14 protein-coding genes and 3 rRNA genes are annotated in these 20,499 nt (G+C 41.2%); 6 read left to right on the top strand and 11 right to left on the bottom strand.

Translation table 11 applies throughout. From position 1 onward, the window contains the following. Positions 1-144: 144 nt before the first annotated feature. A complete protein-coding gene (locus L641_RS0110360) occupies positions 145-1,692 on the top strand; it encodes a capsule assembly Wzi family protein (protein ID WP_024601844.1) in 1,548 nt (515 codons plus the stop codon). Positions 1,693-1,756: 64 nt separating this feature from the next. On the opposite strand, the gene hldE is transcribed toward L641_RS0110360, so the two are convergent. Then, complete coding sequence (gene hldE, locus L641_RS0110355) at positions 1,757-3,196, bottom strand: bifunctional D-glycero-beta-D-manno-heptose-7-phosphate kinase/D-glycero-beta-D-manno-heptose 1-phosphate adenylyltransferase HldE (protein WP_024601843.1); 1,440 nt, start codon at positions 3,194-3,196, stop codon at positions 1,757-1,759. After that, positions 3,196-3,786 carry an SIS domain-containing protein gene (locus L641_RS0110350; RefSeq protein WP_024601842.1) on the bottom strand — a complete coding sequence of 197 codons (591 nt, stop codon included), beginning with the start codon at positions 3,784-3,786 and terminating at the stop codon, positions 3,196-3,198. Before L641_RS0110350 ends, hldE begins: the two co-directional genes overlap by 1 nt. 323 nt (positions 3,787-4,109) lie before the next feature. On the opposite strand from L641_RS0110350, the gene waaA reads away from it, so the two are divergent. Next, positions 4,110-5,393, top strand: a complete 1,284-nt coding sequence (waaA, locus tag L641_RS0110345) for a lipid IV(A) 3-deoxy-D-manno-octulosonic acid transferase (protein WP_024601841.1) — start codon at positions 4,110-4,112, stop codon at positions 5,391-5,393. Further along, complete coding sequence (locus L641_RS0110340) at positions 5,390-5,938, top strand: DUF1415 domain-containing protein (protein WP_008468212.1); 549 nt, start codon at positions 5,390-5,392, stop codon at positions 5,936-5,938. Before waaA ends, L641_RS0110340 begins: the two co-directional genes overlap by 4 nt. Positions 5,939-5,974: 36 nt before the next feature. Here L641_RS0110340 and L641_RS0110335 read toward each other — a convergent pair whose 3' ends face one another. The 4 genes from L641_RS0110335 to purL all read right to left on the bottom strand — a co-directional run bounded on the left by L641_RS0110335 (position 5,975) and on the right by purL (position 12,953). Then, complete coding sequence (locus tag L641_RS0110335) at positions 5,975-6,304, bottom strand: YdbL family protein (RefSeq protein ID WP_008468219.1); 330 nt, start codon at positions 6,302-6,304, stop codon at positions 5,975-5,977. A gap of 11 nt (positions 6,305-6,315) precedes the next feature. Continuing rightward, positions 6,316-6,513, bottom strand: coding sequence for a YnbE family lipoprotein (locus L641_RS0110330; RefSeq protein WP_029750371.1), 198 nt, complete (start codon positions 6,511-6,513; stop codon positions 6,316-6,318). Then, positions 6,510-8,966, bottom strand: coding sequence for a YdbH domain-containing protein (locus L641_RS0110325; RefSeq protein WP_024601839.1), 2,457 nt, complete (start codon positions 8,964-8,966; stop codon positions 6,510-6,512). Before L641_RS0110325 ends, L641_RS0110330 begins: the two co-directional genes overlap by 4 nt. Positions 8,967-9,062: 96 nt before the next feature. Continuing rightward, positions 9,063-12,953, bottom strand: coding sequence for a phosphoribosylformylglycinamidine synthase (gene purL, locus L641_RS0110320; protein ID WP_024601838.1), 3,891 nt, complete (start codon positions 12,951-12,953; stop codon positions 9,063-9,065). Between the two features lie 211 nt (positions 12,954-13,164). On the opposite strand from purL, the gene mltF reads away from it, so the two are divergent. Then, positions 13,165-14,610 (top strand): membrane-bound lytic murein transglycosylase MltF, encoded by a 1,446-nt coding sequence (gene mltF, locus L641_RS0110315; RefSeq protein ID WP_024601837.1) that lies wholly within the window; start codon positions 13,165-13,167, stop codon positions 14,608-14,610. A gap of 126 nt (positions 14,611-14,736) precedes the next feature. Next, positions 14,737-14,907 carry a hypothetical protein gene (locus L641_RS23385; RefSeq protein ID WP_008468235.1) on the top strand — a complete coding sequence of 57 codons (171 nt, stop codon included), beginning with the start codon at positions 14,737-14,739 and terminating at the stop codon, positions 14,905-14,907. On the opposite strand, the gene tadA is transcribed toward L641_RS23385, so the two are convergent. After that, positions 14,904-15,410, bottom strand: coding sequence for a tRNA adenosine(34) deaminase TadA (tadA, locus tag L641_RS0110305; RefSeq protein ID WP_024601836.1), 507 nt, complete (start codon positions 15,408-15,410; stop codon positions 14,904-14,906). The two genes, L641_RS23385 and tadA, sit on opposite strands and share 4 nt — an antisense overlap. A 177-nt stretch (positions 15,411-15,587) precedes the next feature. Between tadA and L641_RS0110300 the strand changes: the two genes are divergently transcribed. After that, a complete protein-coding gene (locus tag L641_RS0110300; RefSeq protein WP_013464270.1) occupies positions 15,588-16,892 on the top strand; it encodes an inosine/guanosine kinase in 1,305 nt (434 codons plus the stop codon). A 22-nt stretch (positions 16,893-16,914) separates the two neighbouring features. Here the strand turns inward: L641_RS0110300 and glsB are convergent, their stop codons facing one another. The 4 genes from glsB to L641_RS0110280 form a co-directional block, all read right to left on the bottom strand. Further along, entirely contained in the window at positions 16,915-17,838 is a 924-nt protein-coding gene (gene glsB, locus L641_RS0110295) for a glutaminase B (RefSeq protein ID WP_024601835.1), read from the bottom strand. A 925-nt stretch (positions 17,839-18,763) separates the two neighbouring features. Then, positions 18,764-18,878, bottom strand: a 5S ribosomal RNA gene (rrf, locus tag L641_RS0110290). A gap of 63 nt (positions 18,879-18,941) precedes the next feature. Further along, positions 18,942-19,056: ribosomal RNA gene (gene rrf, locus L641_RS0110285) — 5S ribosomal RNA — on the bottom strand. 134 nt (positions 19,057-19,190) lie between these two features. Next, positions 19,191-20,499 (bottom strand): 23S ribosomal RNA (locus L641_RS0110280); the annotation flags it as partial.

Genomic DNA, 20,499 nt, shown 5'->3' with positions numbered 1-20,499 from the left:
TGCAGTATACCAATGGCAACTTTTTAGCGATAGATGGTAAGCATTTTTCTATATGATTTAACATACCAATTTAGATTTAATTACTGCAATAAGATGCTTAGATTGCTAAACTTACCGGCAATTTCAATCACAAGGATCTGAGCTTTGCGAAACAAAATTTTTATACTTTCTTCGCTTTTTTGTGCAATGAGTACCCCTGTTTATGCTGAACCCTGGGTTAAACCTGATGATTTTGGGTTAAGAGCGGATATCCAGCAACTCGCCGATGCAGGTGTTATTTTAGCCCCGGTAACGACTTACCCGTTAATGTGGAAAAGCTTTATTGCTGATATCGATAATGCCGGACTAGAGCAATTATCACCTCGCTTACAAGATGCGTTATTGCGTGTAAAACATCGTTATAAGTCAGAAAACAGTGGTTCACATAGTGTTCAACTTTCTGCATTTGCTAGCTCAGATCCATTAGCGACCACCAGCTTTGGTGCAACGAATACCCAAGAGTCAGAATTAACAGCAGCCTATGCTTACCTAGGACATAACTTTGCAGCCAAAATTGCGCTTAATCACCGCAGTGATGGTAAAAAGTGTTTAATCAACGGTAAAACAACAGACAATATAGTTAACAATGAGCAAGCACTGACTGACTGCAATGATACCTCACTTGATGATAGCTATTTAGCGTATCGTTTGGGTAATTGGATATTTAGAGCCGGTGCGGTTGAACAGTTTTGGGGACCAGGCGTTGATAACAGTCTAATTATGTCTGGTAACGCCAAACCACTTCCTGCAATAAGTATCAGCAGAGAACAAAGCAGTGCATTTGAAACACCTTGGCTGAGTTGGATTGGTCAGTGGAGCTTTACTGCACAAATGGCAAAGCTAGAGTCAACACGAGTTGTACCAGATGCGTTATTATGGAGCACTCGTGTTAACTTTCGCCCCGTTCAACAATTAGAAATAGCATTAAGCTGGACAGCACAATGGGCAGGGAAAGGACAACCAAGCTCGGCTAGTGACTTTATCGATATGATTGCCGGTGATACAGAATGCGTTGATGGCACCAGTAATTGTGATAGCCAGTTACAGTCAAAAATTGGTAATCAATTAGCCGGTATTGATATTCGCTGGTCTGATACGTTGTTCAATCAACCTTATGCTATTTATGCAAGTACCATTGGTGAAGATGCGAGCTCACAATTTAAACCAGCAGATAGAGCGTATTTATTTGGCTTACAAACAACACATCGCGTTTACGAGCAGAATTTACTAGTCAACTTAGAATATATTGATACAGGTGTCTCTTGCTCTGCGGGGTCAACGACCGAAAACTGCTATTATGAGCACACAGATTATCAATCAGGCTATCGCTATCATGGCCGTCCTATCGGCTCTACTTATGATAATGATACGCAGTCACTAGTACTTACTGTACTTGGGCAACTTTCTAACGGAACTGATTGGCAAGTAAAACTGCGTGATATTGACTTCAATAGCGACAACCGCGATCGTTACCCTAATAATCCAGATTTAGGTAACTCAATCACAAAAACCGCATTTAGTTCTAAGCAGCTTGAAGTACGTTATAGAATGCTTGCAATGGGAGGGCGCTTAACCCTTGGCGGACTTGCCTCTAATAACGATGGAGCAGAAAACGATACCTCTGCATTTGCTAAGTTCGAATACAACTTTTAGTTTCATTAATAACATTAAAAAAGGGGATAAACTGCAGTTTATCCCCTTTTTTTGATTTCACTAACTAGCTTTTTATTTTGCTAATCACTTTTGATGTTGAACAGCCATCTAAAAACTCAAGCACTTCGACTTTTCCGCCATGGCGCAGCACATGCTCCGCACCGGCTATTTGTTCTACCGTATAGTCGCCGCCTTTGACAAGAATATCAGGGCTTATTTGCTCGATAAGTTTTGCCGGCGTGTCATTTTCATCAGCACTTCCAAACGGGATAACCCAATCAACGGAGGCAAGTGCACTGAGGACCATGGCGCGCTCATCTAATGGGTTTATTGGGCGTTCTGGGCCTTTCAAACGAGCAATAGATTCATCATTGTTTAAACCAACCACTAATCTGTCCCCACGGGCTTTAGCTTGCGCTAAATACCGCACATGCCCTGCATGCAAAATATCAAAGCAACCATTAGTAAATACAATCGTTTCACCATTTTGCTTAGCAAATTCAATATGCTGCAATACGTCATCAAACGGGGTTTGATAATGCTCGCCAGTTGCTTGTAAGTATTGCCCCAGTTTTCGACTTAACTCTTCTGGAGAAACCGTAGCCGCGCCCAATTTACTCACCGCAATACCTGCAGCTAAATTAGCAATTTCTACCGCATCTTTAGGCATCATGCCCGCACCTAACATAACGGCAAGGGTTGCAATAACAGTATCCCCAGCGCCAGTTACGTCACTGACCTCAAGCTCTTGAGCTGCAAAATCATATTTTTCAGTGGCATTTATAAGCGACATACCTTGCTCTGAACGGGTAAGTAACATCGCCGTTATACCCGCATCACTAATGAGGTTTCGTGCACTACTTGCAAGTGTCTCTTCTGAGCCCACTTGCCCGCCTGCTAATTTAAATTCATTTAAATTAGGGGTTATATAATCAGCACCGCGATATAACTGTAAATCTGATGATTTAGGATCAACAAGTACCGTTTTACCTGCTTTTTTGGCCACACTTATCATCTCTTTGATCAGCGATAGCGAGCCTTTGTTGTAATCAGAAAACACTATAAAGTCGTAATCATTTAGCACAAGCTCTAATCGATTTAATAAAAGCTGGCTATGTGATTCGTTAAAAGTTTCTTCTAAATCTAAACGTACCACTTGCTGATGACGGCTAATTACACGCATTTTAGAAATAGTCGGTAAATCGCATACACTCACTAGCTGTGAATTTATTTTTTCACCTTCTAAAATATTTTCTAAAATTTGCCCACTTTCATCCTCGCCAATAAGGCCTAACAACCCCACTTTACCATCTAAACGGGCTATATTTTTAGCTACGTTAGCCGCACCGCCAGCCTTGTCTTCAAATTTACTTACTTTAACAACGGGTACTGGCGCTTCTGGTGAGATACGCCCTGAATCACCATACCAATAGCGATCGAGCATCACGTCGCCCACCACTAAAATACGTGCTGCTGATAAGTTCTTTAGTAAAGATAAATCCATTACTGCTGCTCCGCAACAACCATATCCATGGCTTCACATAACCAATGGCCAATAAACATGTGTGCTTCTTGAATACGCGCGGTTTCGTCGTTTTTAATAATAATAGGTAACTTTGCAATATCTTTTACTTGCCCGCCGTCACGGCCAGTAAGTGCAACCGTGAATGCCCCTATTTTGTTAGCAGCTTCTAATGCTAAATTAATATTTTTACTGGTACCTGATGTAGTTAAACCAATCACGATATCTTCAGGTTTACATAGCGCCTGTACTTGGCGCTCAAACACAGTATCAAAATGATAATCGTTGCTGTGTGCTGTTAAAATAGACGTGTCTGTGGTCAAAGCAATAGACGCTAATGGACCTCGCTCTAATTTATAACGCACTACAAACTCTGCAGCTAGATGCTGAGCATCGGCAGCACTGCCGCCATTACCAAACCAAACCACCTTACCACCAGCTTGTAAAGCACTATGACATGCTTCTAGCAACTGCATTACCTCTTGATGATACGCCTCCATTGTTTCAAACAATACTTGATGACGGTTTAAACTTTCTAGGTAGCTGGTTGCCACTGAATCTATAATTGACATGAGATATTCCTCTTGGAACTGAAATGGCAGGAAAAATTAATTTCATTATTCCATAATTTTATAGCCAAATCACCTCTATATAACTAAATTAGATGTTTCACAGAAACTAAAATCAAAGGCTTACTGCATGGAAATCGTTTTTGTTATAAAAGTAACCATAAGCATTTCCAAAATCATGAAACTGATGCAATAGCGTGATTTGAATGACATTGATTTAGTTTATACCCTAGTAAATGAACTCAAACCAACTTTTATACTTTGTATGTTTAGAAATAAGCCGTTTCACGATAAACTAGCTACAATTACCTTAAACAAAGCTCAGTATGGCACGCACTTTTTATTCACTTGCACTAATCATTATTAGCCCTTTGATCATATTTTATTTATATGTATTACGTGGTAAAAAAAATTCAGGTTATCGCGCGCATTTTAAAGAACGTTTTGGATTTGTACGTCGCTGTTTATTTTCTAATAAAACTAAACCTGTTGTTATTCATTGTGCTTCTGTAGGTGAGGTATTAGCAGCTACGCCATTAATTAAAGCGTTGCAAAATGAGCACCCGCAGCTCAATATTTTGATCACTTGTAATACCCCAACTGGACGCGCACAAATAACAGCACAATTTAAAGATACCGTCGCTATTAGTTATTTACCTATCGATTTTCCTTTTGCCACTGCTCGATTTTTAAAACGCGTAAAACCGCAGTTACTATGTATTTTAGAAACTGAATTGTGGCCAAATATTATGGCTAATGCGCATAACAAAAAAATCCCGGTATTGGTTGTTAATGCGAGACTTTCTGAAAAGTCGCAGCAGGGTTATCAAAAGGTTGCGCAGTTAACTCACCGTATTATGCAATCTATTACTGCGTTAGCCAGTCATAATAAAACAGATGCAGAGCGTTTTATTACACTTGGGCTTGAGCCTTCAAAAAGCCATGTTACAGGTTCAATCAAGTTTGATATTAGCCCTACTCAAGAGCAACTAACAAAGGTGAGCGCGCTCAAACAGTACTATAATAGCCAAGAACGTTTTATATGGGTGGCAGGTTCTACTCACCCTATAGAGCATGAATTAATACTCGATGCCCACCAGCAGTTGTTAAAAAAGCAGCCTGATGCTTTATTGATTATTGCCCCGCGACACCCCGAGCAATTTGATAAAGTGGCTGAACTACTCACACAAAGTACTTTAAGCTTTAGTCGTCGTAGCCAAAATAATTACCAAAACGAACACGTTTTACTTGCCGATACGCTAGGTGAATTACAGTGTTTATACGGCGCGGCTAGTGTTAGTTATATTGGCGGTAGTTTGATTCGTCGTGGTGGTCATAACCCGCTTGAGTCAGCCGCATTTTCGGTCGGTGTAATAACAGGCCCTCACACGTATAACTTTGATCATGTCTATCCTGAGTTAACAAAGCTTAAAGGGGCATGCGTGGTAGAAAATGCAGATGAACTGACACAACAACTCATTACCTTTAGCCAAAATAAAAAGGCATGCCAAACGCTCGGCACAAAAGCGGCGCAATGTGTTGCTAAAAACCAAGGCGCCATAAAAAAAACACTCACTATTATTAATCAATACTTAGAGCCAAAACAGTGACTAACATAGCTATTAGCCAAACCCGAGAATGGGTTTCATCCGTTATTGTAAAATATAACTTTTGCCCGTTTGCCCGTAAAGAAGTCGAAAACAACTGTATTCATTACATTGTAAGTAACGCCAATACTATCGATGATGCTGTAATGGATATGCTTGAGCAATGTATCGAGCTTGACCGCGAGAGAGAACGAGAAACCACGCTAATCATGTTCGATAACGGTTTTAGTGACTTTGAAGACTTTTTAGATTTAGTCGATTTAGCAAATGCGCTATTGGTTGCACAAGGCTTTGAAGGTAAATATCAAATTGCAAATTTTCACCCCGATTATGTATTTGCCGATAGCGATGAAACCGATCCGGCCAACTACACAAATAGAGCGCCGTTTCCTACCTTGCACCTAATTCGTGAAGCAAGTATGAGTGAAGCACTTGAAAACTATGACGAACCTGAGTCTATTCCTGAGCATAATATAAACTTAGCACGCCGAAAAGGCATTGATTTTTGGCAACAATTATTAGAAAACTGTAAAAAACCGAGCGTATAAGCTCGGCTTTTAATACCTTTAGTTAACCCATTAACTTTATTTTTTGACCCAGCTACCGTTTACTTCAATATAATGGCCGCTTTGCGTTTTTTCGATTGTTTTTGCCGCTGCCAATGCCTCAACTTGTGCAAGTGACAAGTTATTCTTTTTAGCTAATTTTAAGTACTGTGCCTTACGTTTTTCGTTAACGTCATCAACAACCGCTTTTGCTTCTGTATTTTGTACAACTAATCCAAGGTAGCCTGAGCTGTTTTCACCAACTAAGCCTTGGCTTTTAGCTTCATCTAAACTCATAGCCCAAACTGAAAATGACATACAAACGGCACTGATTAGGGTTACTATATTTAATTTATTTTTAATATTCATATTCTAGCTCCTTAAAATAACTCACTGTCATCGCTAAATAAATTATCGAGCTCTTTATCTACTTTGACACGAATTTCATGATCAACCTTAACATTTAAATTAATAGTGATTGGCTCTTTAGCCGACACCTCAACACGATGCGTGCACGCACTTAGTGCTGATATTGCTGCTAACGCGAGCAGCACTTTTATCGATAACGACGGTCTCATTGCCCATTTCCTTTTTGTGAAAATTGTTGCTCAACTTTTTGTGTAATTTCATCACTTAAACGCAGTGCCCGTAAAAGCGTAAATATGTTTTCTTCATGGTTGTAATTAAAGTTAACTTGCTGCTGCGCTTGCTGATTATAACCTTGTAAATTAACTCCAAGCTTTAACCAACCATCATTTTTAAGTACAACGCTGCTATTAAGCTTTTGAATATCTAAATCAGTCAATAACCCCAGTACAGGTTGCAACTCTTGCTGTTGCTGCATCACAGAATCAAATGCAGCATTATTGCTAATTTTTAAATTGCCCTCGCCTTGACTAAACAGACTGCCTTGGCTAATGTGCACACCATTTTTATTAACGCTCACCGGCAGTGTACCAGCCAAACGCCCTGTTAAAGTAATACCCGACTTATCATCAAGGGTGATCAGCTTACTTGCATCAATATTATTAAACGTTACAGTGCTAACTTGGGTTTCTTGTCCAAGCGTATAGTTATCTAATAAAAATGTACCGCCAAGCACATTACCTTCAACATTACTAACAAGCACATTATTGTTATTGACGAGCCATTGCCCTTTAAGGCCTTTGATAACTGCGCCCGCTCTAAACTCATTTAAATGAAAGGTAGTCGGTTTTACATTAAGCCTACCTGAATTAAACTCCCCGCTAAATACACTACTAAAATCACTTGCAAGGTAGTCATTATAAAGTCCACTTAATTGGCGAATATCTATATCAAAGGATGCCCTTTGTAAATTGACATCGCCACTAATATTGCCGTTAAAAGTACCTTTTGTCAGCTTAGCAAGTGGATAAAAATGATTAATAAAGGTGTTTAATGGCAACACACTTTGCGCTGGCACAATCACCTCAAACGGATGCGCCTGTGACGATATATGATGATTTACCACCAACTCAATATCATCTATAAACGCATGGTGCGACGCTTTAAGTGCACGGCTTTGTAATCCACTCGAGTCTATTTTTATATTATTCAGTCTTATATCAGCGCTATTAAGAGCCTTAATTTGCGTTTTCGCAGTTAAATGAGCAAATAACTCACCTACACCTAGGTTTGCTTTTGCCGTGAGACTATTATTTATATTGGTAAGTTTAAATTCTTTATATGCCGCATTTTTTAACTGATTAGTTAATGTAATTTCTGCATTTAGCTGTTTATCCATTTTCGCGGTTAAACCACCTTGATAATGCACTGCTTTTACATCAAAAGCTTCAAAGCTAGCAACGGAAAATTTACTCTGTGTGTACCCGACAGGTTTTGAGTCAATAAATTCACTTAATTCAAAGTAACCACTGAAATTAAGCGTATTAGCAGTAACAGGAATAAATGCGGGTAGCCTTTCAAGCTCAACGTTGTAATCACCTTTAACTTTAGTACCATTTAGCTGAGCGCTTATATTAATGCTGTTTATATCTGGCGTGCTTATTTGAGCAGACACCTTTGCCTGCATATTATCAAGCAAAGCGTTTATAGAGAGTGCGGTGTCTGTTATTAAAATATCAAAGTGTTTATTACCTTCACTCATCACATTAATTACTGGAATACTCAGCTCCCCCTGTTCTAAGCGAAGAGCTTTAGAAAGCTTAACCTGCCAATTTAAAGCAACTTGTTTGCTTACAAAATCTGCGTACTCACTTGGTGGAATTAACTCAGTACAGCGAGGGGTTAAATTAATTTTGTTATTAAGTGAACCGGTATCTAGGATTAACGCTTGGTTATTTAAATTAAAGCGAGTAGCCATCTGGCCAGTGGCTAATAAATTAAATTGGCATTTCTCAAACGTATGAGCAAATTGAGCGCTAATCCCCCCGTTCAACTTAAGCTCAATCCCGTCAAAACTAAACGCTTGTTGAGTATTAAAGTTAACAGCATCGAATAAGGTGTTTTTAGTGTTTATTACCTGTTTTAACAGAATGTCATCAACTGCTAGCTGACCACTTATTTTATTGGTGGTTAAAATCGCACTCGCATTTATATCGCCCGTTACATTAAATTGATTTAGCGCAGGTTCTAATACACTAAATTTTAATGGTTTACTGAGCTGATTACTGTTTACTACAAGCTGTTTAATATTAATGAGTGGGCGATTTGAAGGTAGCGCTATCTCAAGCTGTTTAGCCGGTTGATTAGCGTTATCACTTTTAGGTAATGGATTGAGCGTTAATATTGCACTTTGAACACTGACATGCTTTGTATTTGCAGTAATATCAGAGAGTTGTAATTGTTGGTTTTGGTAATTTAAACACACAGTGTCGGCATGTATATTTAACTTTGAGGTAATTGAAAAATCGAGGCAGCTTAATGTGACACCTGCTTTTTTAAGTTCAGGGGCAATGGCCCATTGTAGTAAAGGCAAGCGAAATACATACCCGAGTAATAATAGACTCAGTAAAAGAGTGCCAACAATTAAACCAATGCGCTTAAACATATTATCCTTACATGTTTTTTAATCACTATAATCAAAAAAGGCTGCACAAGGCAGCCTTTTTTATTTTACATCCAGATCATGAATCTAGTGTGTATATTAACCTACATTTTTACGCGCATTACGGAACATACGCATCCATGGGCTATCCTCTTTCCACTCATCTGGGTGCCAAGAGTTAGCAACAGTACGAAATACACGCTCTGGATGTGGCATCATTACAGTTGCACGGCCATCTGTTGATGTAATACCTGTGATACCTTCTGGCGAGCCGTTCGGGTTCGCTGGGTATTGCGTTGTAGGGTTGCCGTAGTTATCAACAAATTTAACCGCTACAGTACCACTTGCAAGTGCTGCTTTTGTTGCTGCTTCGTTTGCAAACTCTGCATGGCCTTCACCATGAGATACCGCAATTGGCATCCGCGAGCCCGCCATACCATTAAAGAATACCGATGGATTCTCTTGTATTTCAACTAAGCTAAAGCGTGCTTCAAAACGCTCTGACTTGTTCGTTACAAAGCGTGGCCAATGCTCAGTACCTGGGATCAACTCTTTTAATGTTGATAGCATTTGACAACCGTTACATACCCCTAAGCTAAAGGTATCTTCACGATGGAAAAAGCTTAGGAATTGATCGCGTGCCATGTCATTAAACAGTATTGACTTAGCCCAACCTTCACCCGCACCAAGCACATCACCGTAAGAGAAACCGCCACACGCCACTAAGCCTTTAAATTGCTCAAGTGTTAAGCGCCCTTCTAAAATGTCGCTCATGTGCACATCAACCGCTGCAAAGCCCGCACGGTTAAATGCAGCTGCCATTTCTAAATGAGAGTTTACACCTTGCTCACGTAAAATAGCCATTTGCGGTTTAGCACCAGTTGCAATATATGGAGCTGCAACATCTTCATTTAAATCAAAGTTAAGTTTTACATTTAAGCCAGGATCTTTTGCGTCAAACTTAGCGTCAAACTCTTGCTTAGCACAATCTGGGTTATCACGACGCGCTTGCATTTGATACGTTGTTTCGGCCCAAATTGTACGAAGTTCAGTACGAGTATGATTAAGTACTGTTTGCTCACCACGATTAAACACGATGTTATCGTCGTTATTTAGCGAGCCAATCACATGACTAATTGCGGCAACTCCATGCTGCTCAAATACCGCATTTACAGCCTCTAAATCGCTATTCGCTACTTGAATTACAGCACCTAGCTCTTCGTTATAAAGCGCTTCAATATCAGAGCCGGTCAAAGTCGCTAAATCAACGGTAACACCGGTGTGACCGGTAAACGCCATTTCAGCGATAGTGGTAAATAAACCACCGTCTGAACGGTCATGGTACGCAAGCAACTTGCTATCAGCGACTAGCGCTTGCATTGCGTTGTAAAAACCTTTTAGTAGCTCTGGGCTATCTACATCAGGTGTTGTATCACCTAATTGCTTATAAACCTGAGCAAGGCTTGATGCGCCCAGTCGGTTTTTGCCCGCGCCTAAGTCAACTAAAATAAGCGATGTATCGCCTTTATCTGTTCGTAACTGTGGGGTCACTGTTTTACGTACGTCTTCAACACGACCAAAAGCAGTGATAATAAGCGATAACGGTGATGTTACAGATTGCTCTGTAGCATCATCTTCGTTCTTCCATGTCGTTTTCATCGACATAGAATCTTTACCTACAGGAATTGTTAACCCAAGTGCCGGACATAACTCTTCACCCACCGCTTTTACCGCTTCGTATAAACCGGCATCTTCTCCTGGGTGTCCCGCTGCGGCCATCCAGTTTGCAGATAACTTAATATTTTCAAGAGAGCCAATGTTTGCACAGGCAATATTCGTTAACGATTCTGCCACTGCTAAACGCGCTGAAGCGCCATAGTTAAGTAGTGCTGCAGGCGTACGTTCACCCAGTGACATTGCTTCACCATGGTAAGTGTCATACGTTGCTGCGGTTACTGCACAGTTAGCTACTGGTACTTGCCATGGGCCTACCATTTGATCGCGTGCTACTAAACCTGTTACCGAACGATCGCCAATAGTAATGAGGAAGGTTTTTTCAGCAATGGTTGGTAAACGTAATAAACGTTCTGCAGCATCAGCAGCACTGATATTTTCAACGTCGAGTGCTTTACCTAACACTTGTTGTGATGTTACATCACGATGCATTTTAGGTGCTTTCCCTAATAAAACATCGAGAGGTAAATCAACAGGATTATTTTCAAAGTGACTATCAGCAACCGTTAAATGAGGCTCTGCAGTTGCTTCACCAATAACCGCATATTGCGCTCTTTCACGCTTACAAATAGCTTCAAAACGATCAAAATCTTCAACAGCGACAGCGAGTACATAGCGCTCTTGCGATTCATTACACCAAATTTCGTGTGGTGCCATGCCCGGTTCATCATTTGGGATATTGCGAAGCTGAAATTTACCGCCACGTCCACCGTCACTAACAAGTTCAGGGAAAGCGTTAGATAAACCACCTGCACCCACATCATGAATAAACGCAATTGGATTTGCATCACCTAGCTGCCAACATTTGTCGATGACTTCTTGGCAACGACGCTCCATTTCTGGGTTTTCACGCTGTACAGAGGCAAAATCTAAATCTTCATTTGATTGACCCGATGCCATACTTGATGCAGCGCCACCGCCTAAGCCAATGTTCATTGCAGGGCCGCCTAGTGCAATGAGTTTTGCACCAACTGGAATATCGCCTTTTTGAACATGATCAGCACGGATATTACCTAAACCACCGGCAAGCATAATTGGCTTGTGGTAACCACGCACCTCTTCACCATTGTGACTGGTCACTTTTTCTTCGTAAGTACGGAAATAACCTAATAAATTAGGACGGCCAAACTCGTTATTAAACGCAGCACCACCTAATGGGCCTTCAGTCATAATATCTAGAGCATTAACAATACGGCCAGGCTTACCAAAATCACTTTCCCAAGGCTGTTCAAAACCAGGAATACGTAAATTAGATACAGTAAAGCCCACTAAACCCGCTTTTGGTTTTGAACCACGACCAGTTGCGCCCTCATCGCGAATCTCACCGCCCGACCCTGTTGCCGCACCAGAGAAAGGAGCAATAGCCGTTGGGTGGTTATGGGTTTCAACCTTCATTAATATTTCAATGTCTTCTTGGTGATACGCATATTCACCTTGTGCATTCGGGAAGAAGCGACCCGCCTTTGAGCCTTTCATTACGGCTGCATTATCTTTATAAGCAGATAATACATTTTCAGGATTATGCTCAAAGGTGTTTTTAATCATTTTGAACAACGACTTTGGTTGTTCAATGCCATCAATAGTCCAATCAGCATTAAATATTTTATGACGACAATGCTCTGAGTTCGCTTGAGCAAACATAAACAGTTCAATATCGTTAGGGTTACGCCCTAACTTAATAAAGTTTTCAACTAAATAATCAATTTCATCATCAGCAAGCGCAAACCCTTGCTCTATATTTGCTGTGGCTAATGCTTCACGGCCGCCACCTAAAATATCAACTGATGACATTGGACGAGGTGCATCGCTGCGAAATAACTGCGCGGCATCTTCTAATTTACTGTGAGTAGCTTCAGTCATGCGGTCATGAAGAAGTGCTGCAACTTGTGCTAACTGTTCTGCACTTAAATCACCTTCAACATAGTAAGCAATACCGCGCTCTACGCGATGAACTTGTTTAAGCCCACAGTTATGAGCGATATCTGTCGCTTTTGAAGCCCATGGCGAAATTGTACCAGGACGAGGCGTCACTAATACCAACTGACCTGCTGGCGCATGCTCAGCAATTGTTGGGCCGTAGGTTAATAACTTTTCAAGTTTGGTGTGCTCATCAGTGTTTAATGGCGATGTTAAATCGGCAAAGTGAGCGTATTCGGCATATACATTGGTGACAGGAAGTTGCGATTGTTGGCAACGCGCTAAAATTTTATTAACTCTGAACTCTGAAAGTGCTGGTGCACCACGAAGGATCAACATAAGTAATTTCACCCGGGGTTAGGGATTGAACGATATTTTAGGCGCGTATTATAGTCCAAATTACTCTCAGATTTAACTCAAAAATGCGCTTTTCATTAAATTAACTTTTTCTTTTTGTTTACACCTATTTTTTACTCACTGCGATTAAACGATAAGTGACGTAATCAGTAAGTTTTGTTATAACAGGAGGTACGATGCTAAAGAGGCGAATATGTTGAAGATAAAGCTAATAACAATCATTACGTTAGTCATACTTTTGTGTGCATGTAATACACAAGAGCAATCAACACAGCTTGCCCAAATCAAATCTGAAAACAAAATTCGTATTGGTACACTTGCTAGTGCAAGTAATTACTATCAAGCCGTTCAAGGGGAACAAGGATTTGAATTTGAGCTCTCTCAAGCGTTTGCAGACTACTTAGGGGTAGAGCTTGAAATTGTACCCTTTTTTAATTTATCCGAAATGTTTGCGCGTTTGGACAGTGGTGACCTCGATTTAATTGCCTCAGGGCTTACTTACAATAAAGTACGTGCTGAGCGCTATCGCTATGGCCCTACATACAGAACAATTAGCCAAAAATTAGTCTTTAAACAAGGCCGTGAACGCCCTCGTGATTTTGATGATTTAACCGGAAACTTCACCGTTATCGCTAAAAGTAGCCATTCATTAACATTAGAAGAAATTCAACAAACCAACCCAAACTTAAGCTGGAATGAAACCGAAGAGTTTGATGAAGAAGAATTACTACAAGCAGTTATTGACGGCGAAATAGATTACACCTTAGCGGATTCACATACTTTAGCGCTATTTCGTCGCTATCACCCTAATTTAAGTATTGGCTTTTCAGTTACCCGAAATGATTCAATTGCATGGATACTAAGAAAGTCGAATGATGATTCGCTATACGCATTATTAGTCCCCTTTTTTGGTGAAGCAAAACAAAATAATCAACTTTATGTGCTCGAAGAAAAATACTTCGGTCATGTCCGCCAATTTAATTACGTTAATACCTTGGCCTATATAGACGCAATTAAAGAAACACTGCCTAAATATCAACCTTGGTTTATGCAATATGCAGGTAGCCTAGATTGGCGCTTACTGGCAGCACTAAGTTATCAAGAGTCGATGTGGAACCCGCGTGCTAAGTCACCAACCGGTGTGCGTGGTATTATGATGCTAACAAGACGCACAGCAAAACAAGTCGGTGTAACAAACCGCTTAGAACCAGAGCAAAATATACGCGGTGGTGCACAATACCTAGCAAAATTAATTAAACGCGTCCCGGATCGAATCCCTCAACCTGATCGTACTTGGCTTGCACTTGCCGCCTATAATGTAGGTTGGGGACACGTTAACGATGCCCGTATTATTACCAAGCAACAGGGAGCTAGCCCTGATAAATGGGCCGACGTTAAAAAGCGCTTACCATTGTTAGTAAAAAAACGTCACTATCGTAATACCCGTTATGGCTATGCTCGCGGTGATGTAGCTGTGACCTATGTTGATAATATACGCCGCTATTACGATGCGCTTGTTTGGCTTGATGAAAATAATGCAATAGCTCCGATTACCTCAACAAATGAAACAGAAGAGAAAATCGTTAAACCAGATGATTCAGAGCAACGTACAAGTAATGCCGCTGAAGAAAAAAAATAAATACGCAGCTTAGTAATTAACTGAACATCAGAAAATCAAATAGTTGTTTACTTGTAATCAATTATTCAATAATCTGGCTTAATTGTATAAAATTTTGTGTCATTACCAAGCACATAAGGATAAGTCATGCTTAAACGTAGACGTACACATCAACTTAAACGTTGTATAAAGCACTCAACCGCCACTCGTCGTCGAGTGATGTTAAGAAATTTACATAAAAAAATAATTTGGCGCCGCCGTATGTTTGCTATGCAGCAAATGGCTGAATTAGACGCCTTAATAGCAGCAGCTGACTAATCGCTGTTACTATTACGAGCGGCTTGCTTTGCCGCCTTTATTTGTGCTCGGCGACGCTTAAAAAAACTAGAAATAGTCTCTGCACATTGTGTTTCTAATACCCCACCCGTTATTTCTACCTGATGGTTTAAACGAGGTTCTTGCAAAAGGTTCATAATTGAACCAGCTGAACCCGTTTTAGCATCGGCTGCACCAAATACTAAGCGTTTAATTCGGCTATGTACTAATAAACCTGCGCACATTGAGCATGGCTCTAGCGTGACGTAAAGAGTACAGTCAATTAAGCGATAATTATTAAGTACTTTTCCTGCTTCACGTACCGCTATCATCTCAGCATGAGCCGATGGGTCGTTATCAGTAATTGAACGATTATAGCCTGCGCTAATAAGCTGATTATCTTTAACAATTATAGCCCCTACCGGGATCTCATCTAGCTGCTCCGCTTGTTTTGCATACACAAGCGCTTGTTCCATCCAATATTGGTCGTCAAATGGCTCTATCATTATTATTACTTAACTATTTTTTATGCCGTAATTATACCAACTTAGCGCAATAAAATGCGTCATTGATCACTTTATTGCAAAAATAAAACAAATTTAAGTGGTTTGTCATGGCTCATAAGGCAGGATTTACGCTATAATCTCACGCTTTTTTTATTTAGCTCACAACACGGGTAGCAAATGAAATTTCCTGGACGCCGCAGGCATAAACATTATTTTCCAGTGGAAGCCAAAGATCCACTGACCAATCAACTTAACGCCACTGAGCGATTACACCGCAGCTATATTACGGGGATCGATCAAATCGTTGTTGATATAGAAGCTAAGGTTGACCAAGCTTTTCTCGATGAATTTCAATTGCGCCGAGGGATGTCGCAAGTTATAGATAATGACATCACCAATGCTTTATACGATCGCTTAAAACTAAACGACATGGTCGATTACGAATTCGCAGGCGGAACCGTTGGCAACACGATGCACAACTATTCCGTACTTGCTGATGACCGTTCGGTGCTATTAGGTGTAATGAGTGAAAACATAAAAATAGGCAGTTATGCTTATCGCTTTTTATGTAATAACTCAAGTCGCGTAGACTTAGACTACTTACAGCCTGTAGATGGTCCTATAGGCCGCTGTTTCACATTGATTGATGAAACGGGTGAACGCACCTTTGCCATTAGTGCTGGCCTAATGAATTATCTAAAGCCTGAGTCAATTGATAAAGAGCTAATCGAAGGCTCATCGGCATTAGTGATTAGCGCTTATTTAATGCGTACTCAAGGTGATGAAACCATGACCGAAGCGACCATGCAAGCAATCAAGTATGCTAACGATGCAGATGTACCGGTTGTATTAACACTCGGTACTAAGTTTCTTATCGAGCAGGATCCGACATGGTGGGCTAACTTTGTAGAAAAGCATGTTGATATCCTTGCTATGAACGAAGAAGAAGGCCAAGCAATTACTGGATTTGAAGATCCATTACTAGCTGCCGACAAAGCATTAGACTGGGTTGATTTAGTAATTTGTACTGCCGGTGAAAAAGGCTTATTTATGGCCGGTTTTGTTGATGACAGTTTCAAACGCGAAACAGAGTATCCACTTTTGCCTGGTGCTATCCCTGACTTTAATCGTTATGAGTTTTCACGTGCAATGCGTAAAGTTGACTGTGAAAACCCAATAAAGGCATATAGTCATACTGCTCCGTTTATGGGCGGGCCTGACTCGATTAAAAATACCAACGGCGCTGGTGATTGTGCTTTAGCTGCTGTATTGCATGACTTATCAGCGAATGTTTATCATAAGTTGAACGTTGCTAATTCAGCAAAACATCAGCAACAAGCGATTACCTACTCTTCGCTCGCTCAAATTAGTAAATACGCCAACCGTGCAAGTTACGAAGTGCTGGTTCAGCATTCTCCACGCTTATCACGTGGCTTACCAGAGCGCGAAGATTGTTTAGAGCAAGTGTATTGGGATCAATAAAATCCCAATGCACTCAGCGTATTTAAAATATCGATATATCAAGCTTTTTAGATAGCAGCTCTAATGCTGCTATTCCTGCCACCGAGTTACCAAAAGAGTTTAATCCTGGGGAATACACTGCCACAGTAAACCTATTCGGTAATACCGCCAATATAGTCCCAGAAACCCCTGATTTTCCAGGCATCCCCACTCGATAACCAAAATCACCCGCCGCATCATATAAACCACTGGTAAATAACAACGAGTTTAGTTGCTTATTTTGACGGCTAGAAAGCACTCGTTTAGAAGAGCTGTAGTCTATCCCTTTATTAGCTAAAAAGTTGTAAGCCTTAGCAAGTTCAATACAATTAAGTTCTATGGCACAAAAATTAAAGTATGACCACAGCACATCATCCACTTCATTTTCAAAGTTACCGAATGATTTCATTAAGTGTGCCATTGCCGCATTTCGATGCCTAAACTCATACTCTGAATTAGCCACTTGTTTATCTATTACGATACTTCGATTACCAGATAAATCGCGAAATGTTTCCAGCATAGAGTGCATGGGTGCTGATAAACGACTATATAAAGCATCACAGGTAACTATGGCACCCGCATTAATAAATGGGTTACGGGGTATGCCTTTTTCAAACTCAAGCTGGGTCAGTGAATTAAATGCTGTTCCTGAGGGCTCTTTACCCACTCTACTCCATAGTTCATCGCCATAACGTTGCAGCGCTAATGTCAGAGTCATTACTTTAGAAACAGATTGAATAGTAAAACGCTGTTCACAATTACCCGCGCAAAATATCTCTCCCTCAGTGGTGTAAATGGCAATAGAAAACTGCTCAAGATCAACTTCAGCAAGAGCAGGGATATAATCAGCAACCTTACCTTGGCTCAATAAAGGTTTAACCTCTTGAGTTATCTCATTTAGCACTCGTTGATAATCACTGGTTGGCAATAGACACCTCAATAATATGCAAAGTTAAAATCAAATTTTAACACGTAGGATCTATAACTGCATGAGAATGTTAAGTCTATAAGTTATTAGTAATCTGATAGGAAGCATATACATGATGAGATTAGCGGGCAGTCTCTTTTTTTAAGATATTGCGTAATTCATCTTCAAATTTAAAACAATAAAAAACCAGCATTTTGCTGTAACGTGGTTCTGTTATTTGGAGCCAGTGCGCTAATTTATAGCGACAATACAATAGAACATCCCACTTTTTTGTTTAGATCCAAGCTGTTTTGTTTGATGTATAGGAATACGAATGCCATGGAGCACAAGATATGCAAGAGCGGCCACTACTAAGTTCCATATACAGTCTTGGCTTGATGTTTTTCTTTATCTCAGACAACAAAAAACCCGTTACATTGCTGTAACGGGTTTCTTTAATTGGATCCTGGTAATGTCATGGTGCCCACAGCGGTAGAAAGTCACATAGCAAATGCGACACTATCATTGTGTCGGGGCAGCCTTGTGCGGGGCTCGCCTTCGAGCTGTTTAGGAATACGAATGCCGTGAAGCACAGGATGTAAGAGAAAGGCCACCACTGAGTTCGGCATGGGCTCTTGGCTATTTATTAAATCCCAGACAGCAAAAAACCCGTCACATCGCTGTAACGGGTTTCTCTTATTTGGATCCTGGTAATGTCATGGTGCCCACAGCAGTAGAAAGTCACATAGCAAATGCGACACTATCATTGTGTCGGGGCGGCCTTGTGCGGGGCTCGCCTTCGAGCTGTTTAGGAATACGAATGCCGTGGAGCAAAGGATGTACGAGAACGGCAACCACTGAGTTCGGCATGAGCTCTTGGCTATTTATTAAATCCCAGACAGCAAAAAACCCGTCACATCGCTGTAACGGGTTTCTCTTATTTGAATCCTGGTAATGTCCTACTTTCACATAGCAAATGCTACACTATCATCGGCGCTGTTTCGTTTCACTACTGAGTTCGGCATGGGGTCAGGTGGGTCCAAAACGCTATTGTCACCAAGAAAATTCTTTTCAATTTTCTTATTATTTATTTTTAAATTTAAAGTCTTTCGACTAAATTTGGAGCCTGGTAATGTCCTACTTTCACATAGCAAATGCTACACTATCATCGGCGCTGTTTCGTTTCACTACTGAGTTCGGCATGGGGTCAGGTGGGTCCAAAACGCTATTGTCACCAAGCAAATTTGGTGTAAGTTCGATTTAATCGAGCTTACTAAAATTTGGAATTCTGATAATAAAGTCTTTAAGTATCTACTTTAGTCTATTAACTTCTTAGCTTGTTTCACTATCACATAAAACGCGTTTGGCGTTGTATGGTTAAGCCTCACGGGTAATTAGTACAAGTTAGCTTAATGGCTCACACCACTTCCACATCTTGCCTATCAACGTTGTAGTCTTCAACGGCCCTTCAGAGACTTTAAAAGTCTAGTGAGAACTCATCTCGAGGCCTGCTTCGCGCTTAGATGCTTTCAGCGCTTATCAGTTCCGAACGTAGCTACCGGGCAATGCCATTGGCATGACAACCCGAACACCAGCGGTTCGTTCACTCCGGTCCTCTCGTACTAGGAGCAACCCCTCTCAATTCTCAAACGCCCACGGCAGATAGGGACCGAACTGTCTCACGACGTTCTAAACCCAGCTCGCGTACCACTTTAAATGGCGAACAGCCATACCCTTGGGACCGACTTCAGCCCCAGGATGTGATGAGCCGACATCGAGGTGCCAAACACCGCCGTCGATATGAACTCTTGGGCGGTATCAGCCTGTTATCCCCGGAGTACCTTTTATCCGTTGAGCGATGGCCCTTCCATTCAGAACCACCGGATCACTATGACCTACTTTCGTACCTGCTCGACGTGTCTGTCTCGCAGTTAAGCTGGCTTCTACCATTACACTAACCGTACGATGTCCGACCGTACTTAGCCAACCTTCGTGCTCCTCCGTTACTCTTTGGGAGGAGACCGCCCCAGTCAAACTACCCACCAGGCACTGTCCGTAACCCCGATTCAGGGGCCAACGTTAGAACATCAAAACTACAAGGGTGGTATTTCAAGGACGACTCCACAAAAACTAGCGTCTCTGCTTCTAAGTCTCCCACCTATCCTACACATGTAGGTTCAATGTTCAGTGCCAAGCTGTAGTAAAGGTTCACGGGGTCTTTCCGTCTAGCCGCGGGTACACAGCATCTTCACTGCGATTTCAATTTCACTGAGTCTCGGGTGGAGACAGCGTGGCCATGGTTACACCATTCGTGCAGGTCGGAACTTACCCGACAAGGAATTTCGCTACCTTAGGACCGTTATAGTTACGGCCGCCGTTTACCGGGGCTTCGATCAAGAGCTTCTCCGAAGATAACCCCATCAATTAACCTTCCGGCACCGGGCAGGTGTCACACCGTATACGTCATCTTGCGATTTTGCACAGTGCTGTGTTTTTAATAAACAGTCCCAGCCACCTGGTCACTGCGGCTCCAATCAGCTTAGGGAGCAAGTCCCATCACCAATCGGAGCGTACCTTCTCCCGAAGTTACGGTACGATTTTGCCTAGTTCCTTCACCCGAGTTCTCTCAAGCGCCTTAGTATTCTCTACCTGACCACCTGTGTCGGTTTGGGGTACGATTCG

It is taken from the genome of Pseudoalteromonas sp. TB41, from assembly GCF_000497975.1.
Taxonomy (GTDB): Bacteria; Pseudomonadota; Gammaproteobacteria; order Enterobacterales; family Alteromonadaceae; genus Pseudoalteromonas; species Pseudoalteromonas tetraodonis.
This window is presented reverse-complemented; position numbering and strand designations above follow the sequence as displayed.

What these genes read in the sequence shown, in the direction of transcription:
- hldE (WP_024601843.1), bottom strand. Translation starts at nt 3,196, where the DNA reads ATGGATTTATCTTTACTAAAGAACTTATCAGCAGCACGTATTTTAGTG.
- mltF (WP_024601837.1), top strand. Translation starts at nt 13,165, where the DNA reads ATGTTGAAGATAAAGCTAATAACAATCATTACGTTAGTCATACTTTTG.
- purL (WP_024601838.1), bottom strand. Translation starts at nt 12,953, where the DNA reads ATGTTGATCCTTCGTGGTGCACCAGCACTTTCAGAGTTCAGAGTTAAT.
- L641_RS0110335 (WP_008468219.1), bottom strand. Translation starts at nt 6,304, where the DNA reads ATGAATATTAAAAATAAATTAAATATAGTAACCCTAATCAGTGCCGTT.
- waaA (WP_024601841.1), top strand. Translation starts at nt 4,110, where the DNA reads ATGGCACGCACTTTTTATTCACTTGCACTAATCATTATTAGCCCTTTG.
- L641_RS0110325 (WP_024601839.1), bottom strand. Translation starts at nt 8,966, where the DNA reads ATGTTTAAGCGCATTGGTTTAATTGTTGGCACTCTTTTACTGAGTCTA.
- L641_RS0110300 (WP_013464270.1), top strand. Translation starts at nt 15,588, where the DNA reads ATGAAATTTCCTGGACGCCGCAGGCATAAACATTATTTTCCAGTGGAA.
- tadA (WP_024601836.1), bottom strand. Translation starts at nt 15,410, where the DNA reads ATGATAGAGCCATTTGACGACCAATATTGGATGGAACAAGCGCTTGTG.
- L641_RS0110350 (WP_024601842.1), bottom strand. Translation starts at nt 3,786, where the DNA reads ATGTCAATTATAGATTCAGTGGCAACCAGCTACCTAGAAAGTTTAAAC.
- L641_RS0110330 (WP_029750371.1), bottom strand. Translation starts at nt 6,513, where the DNA reads ATGAGACCGTCGTTATCGATAAAAGTGCTGCTCGCGTTAGCAGCAATA.
- L641_RS23385 (WP_008468235.1), top strand. Translation starts at nt 14,737, where the DNA reads ATGCTTAAACGTAGACGTACACATCAACTTAAACGTTGTATAAAGCAC.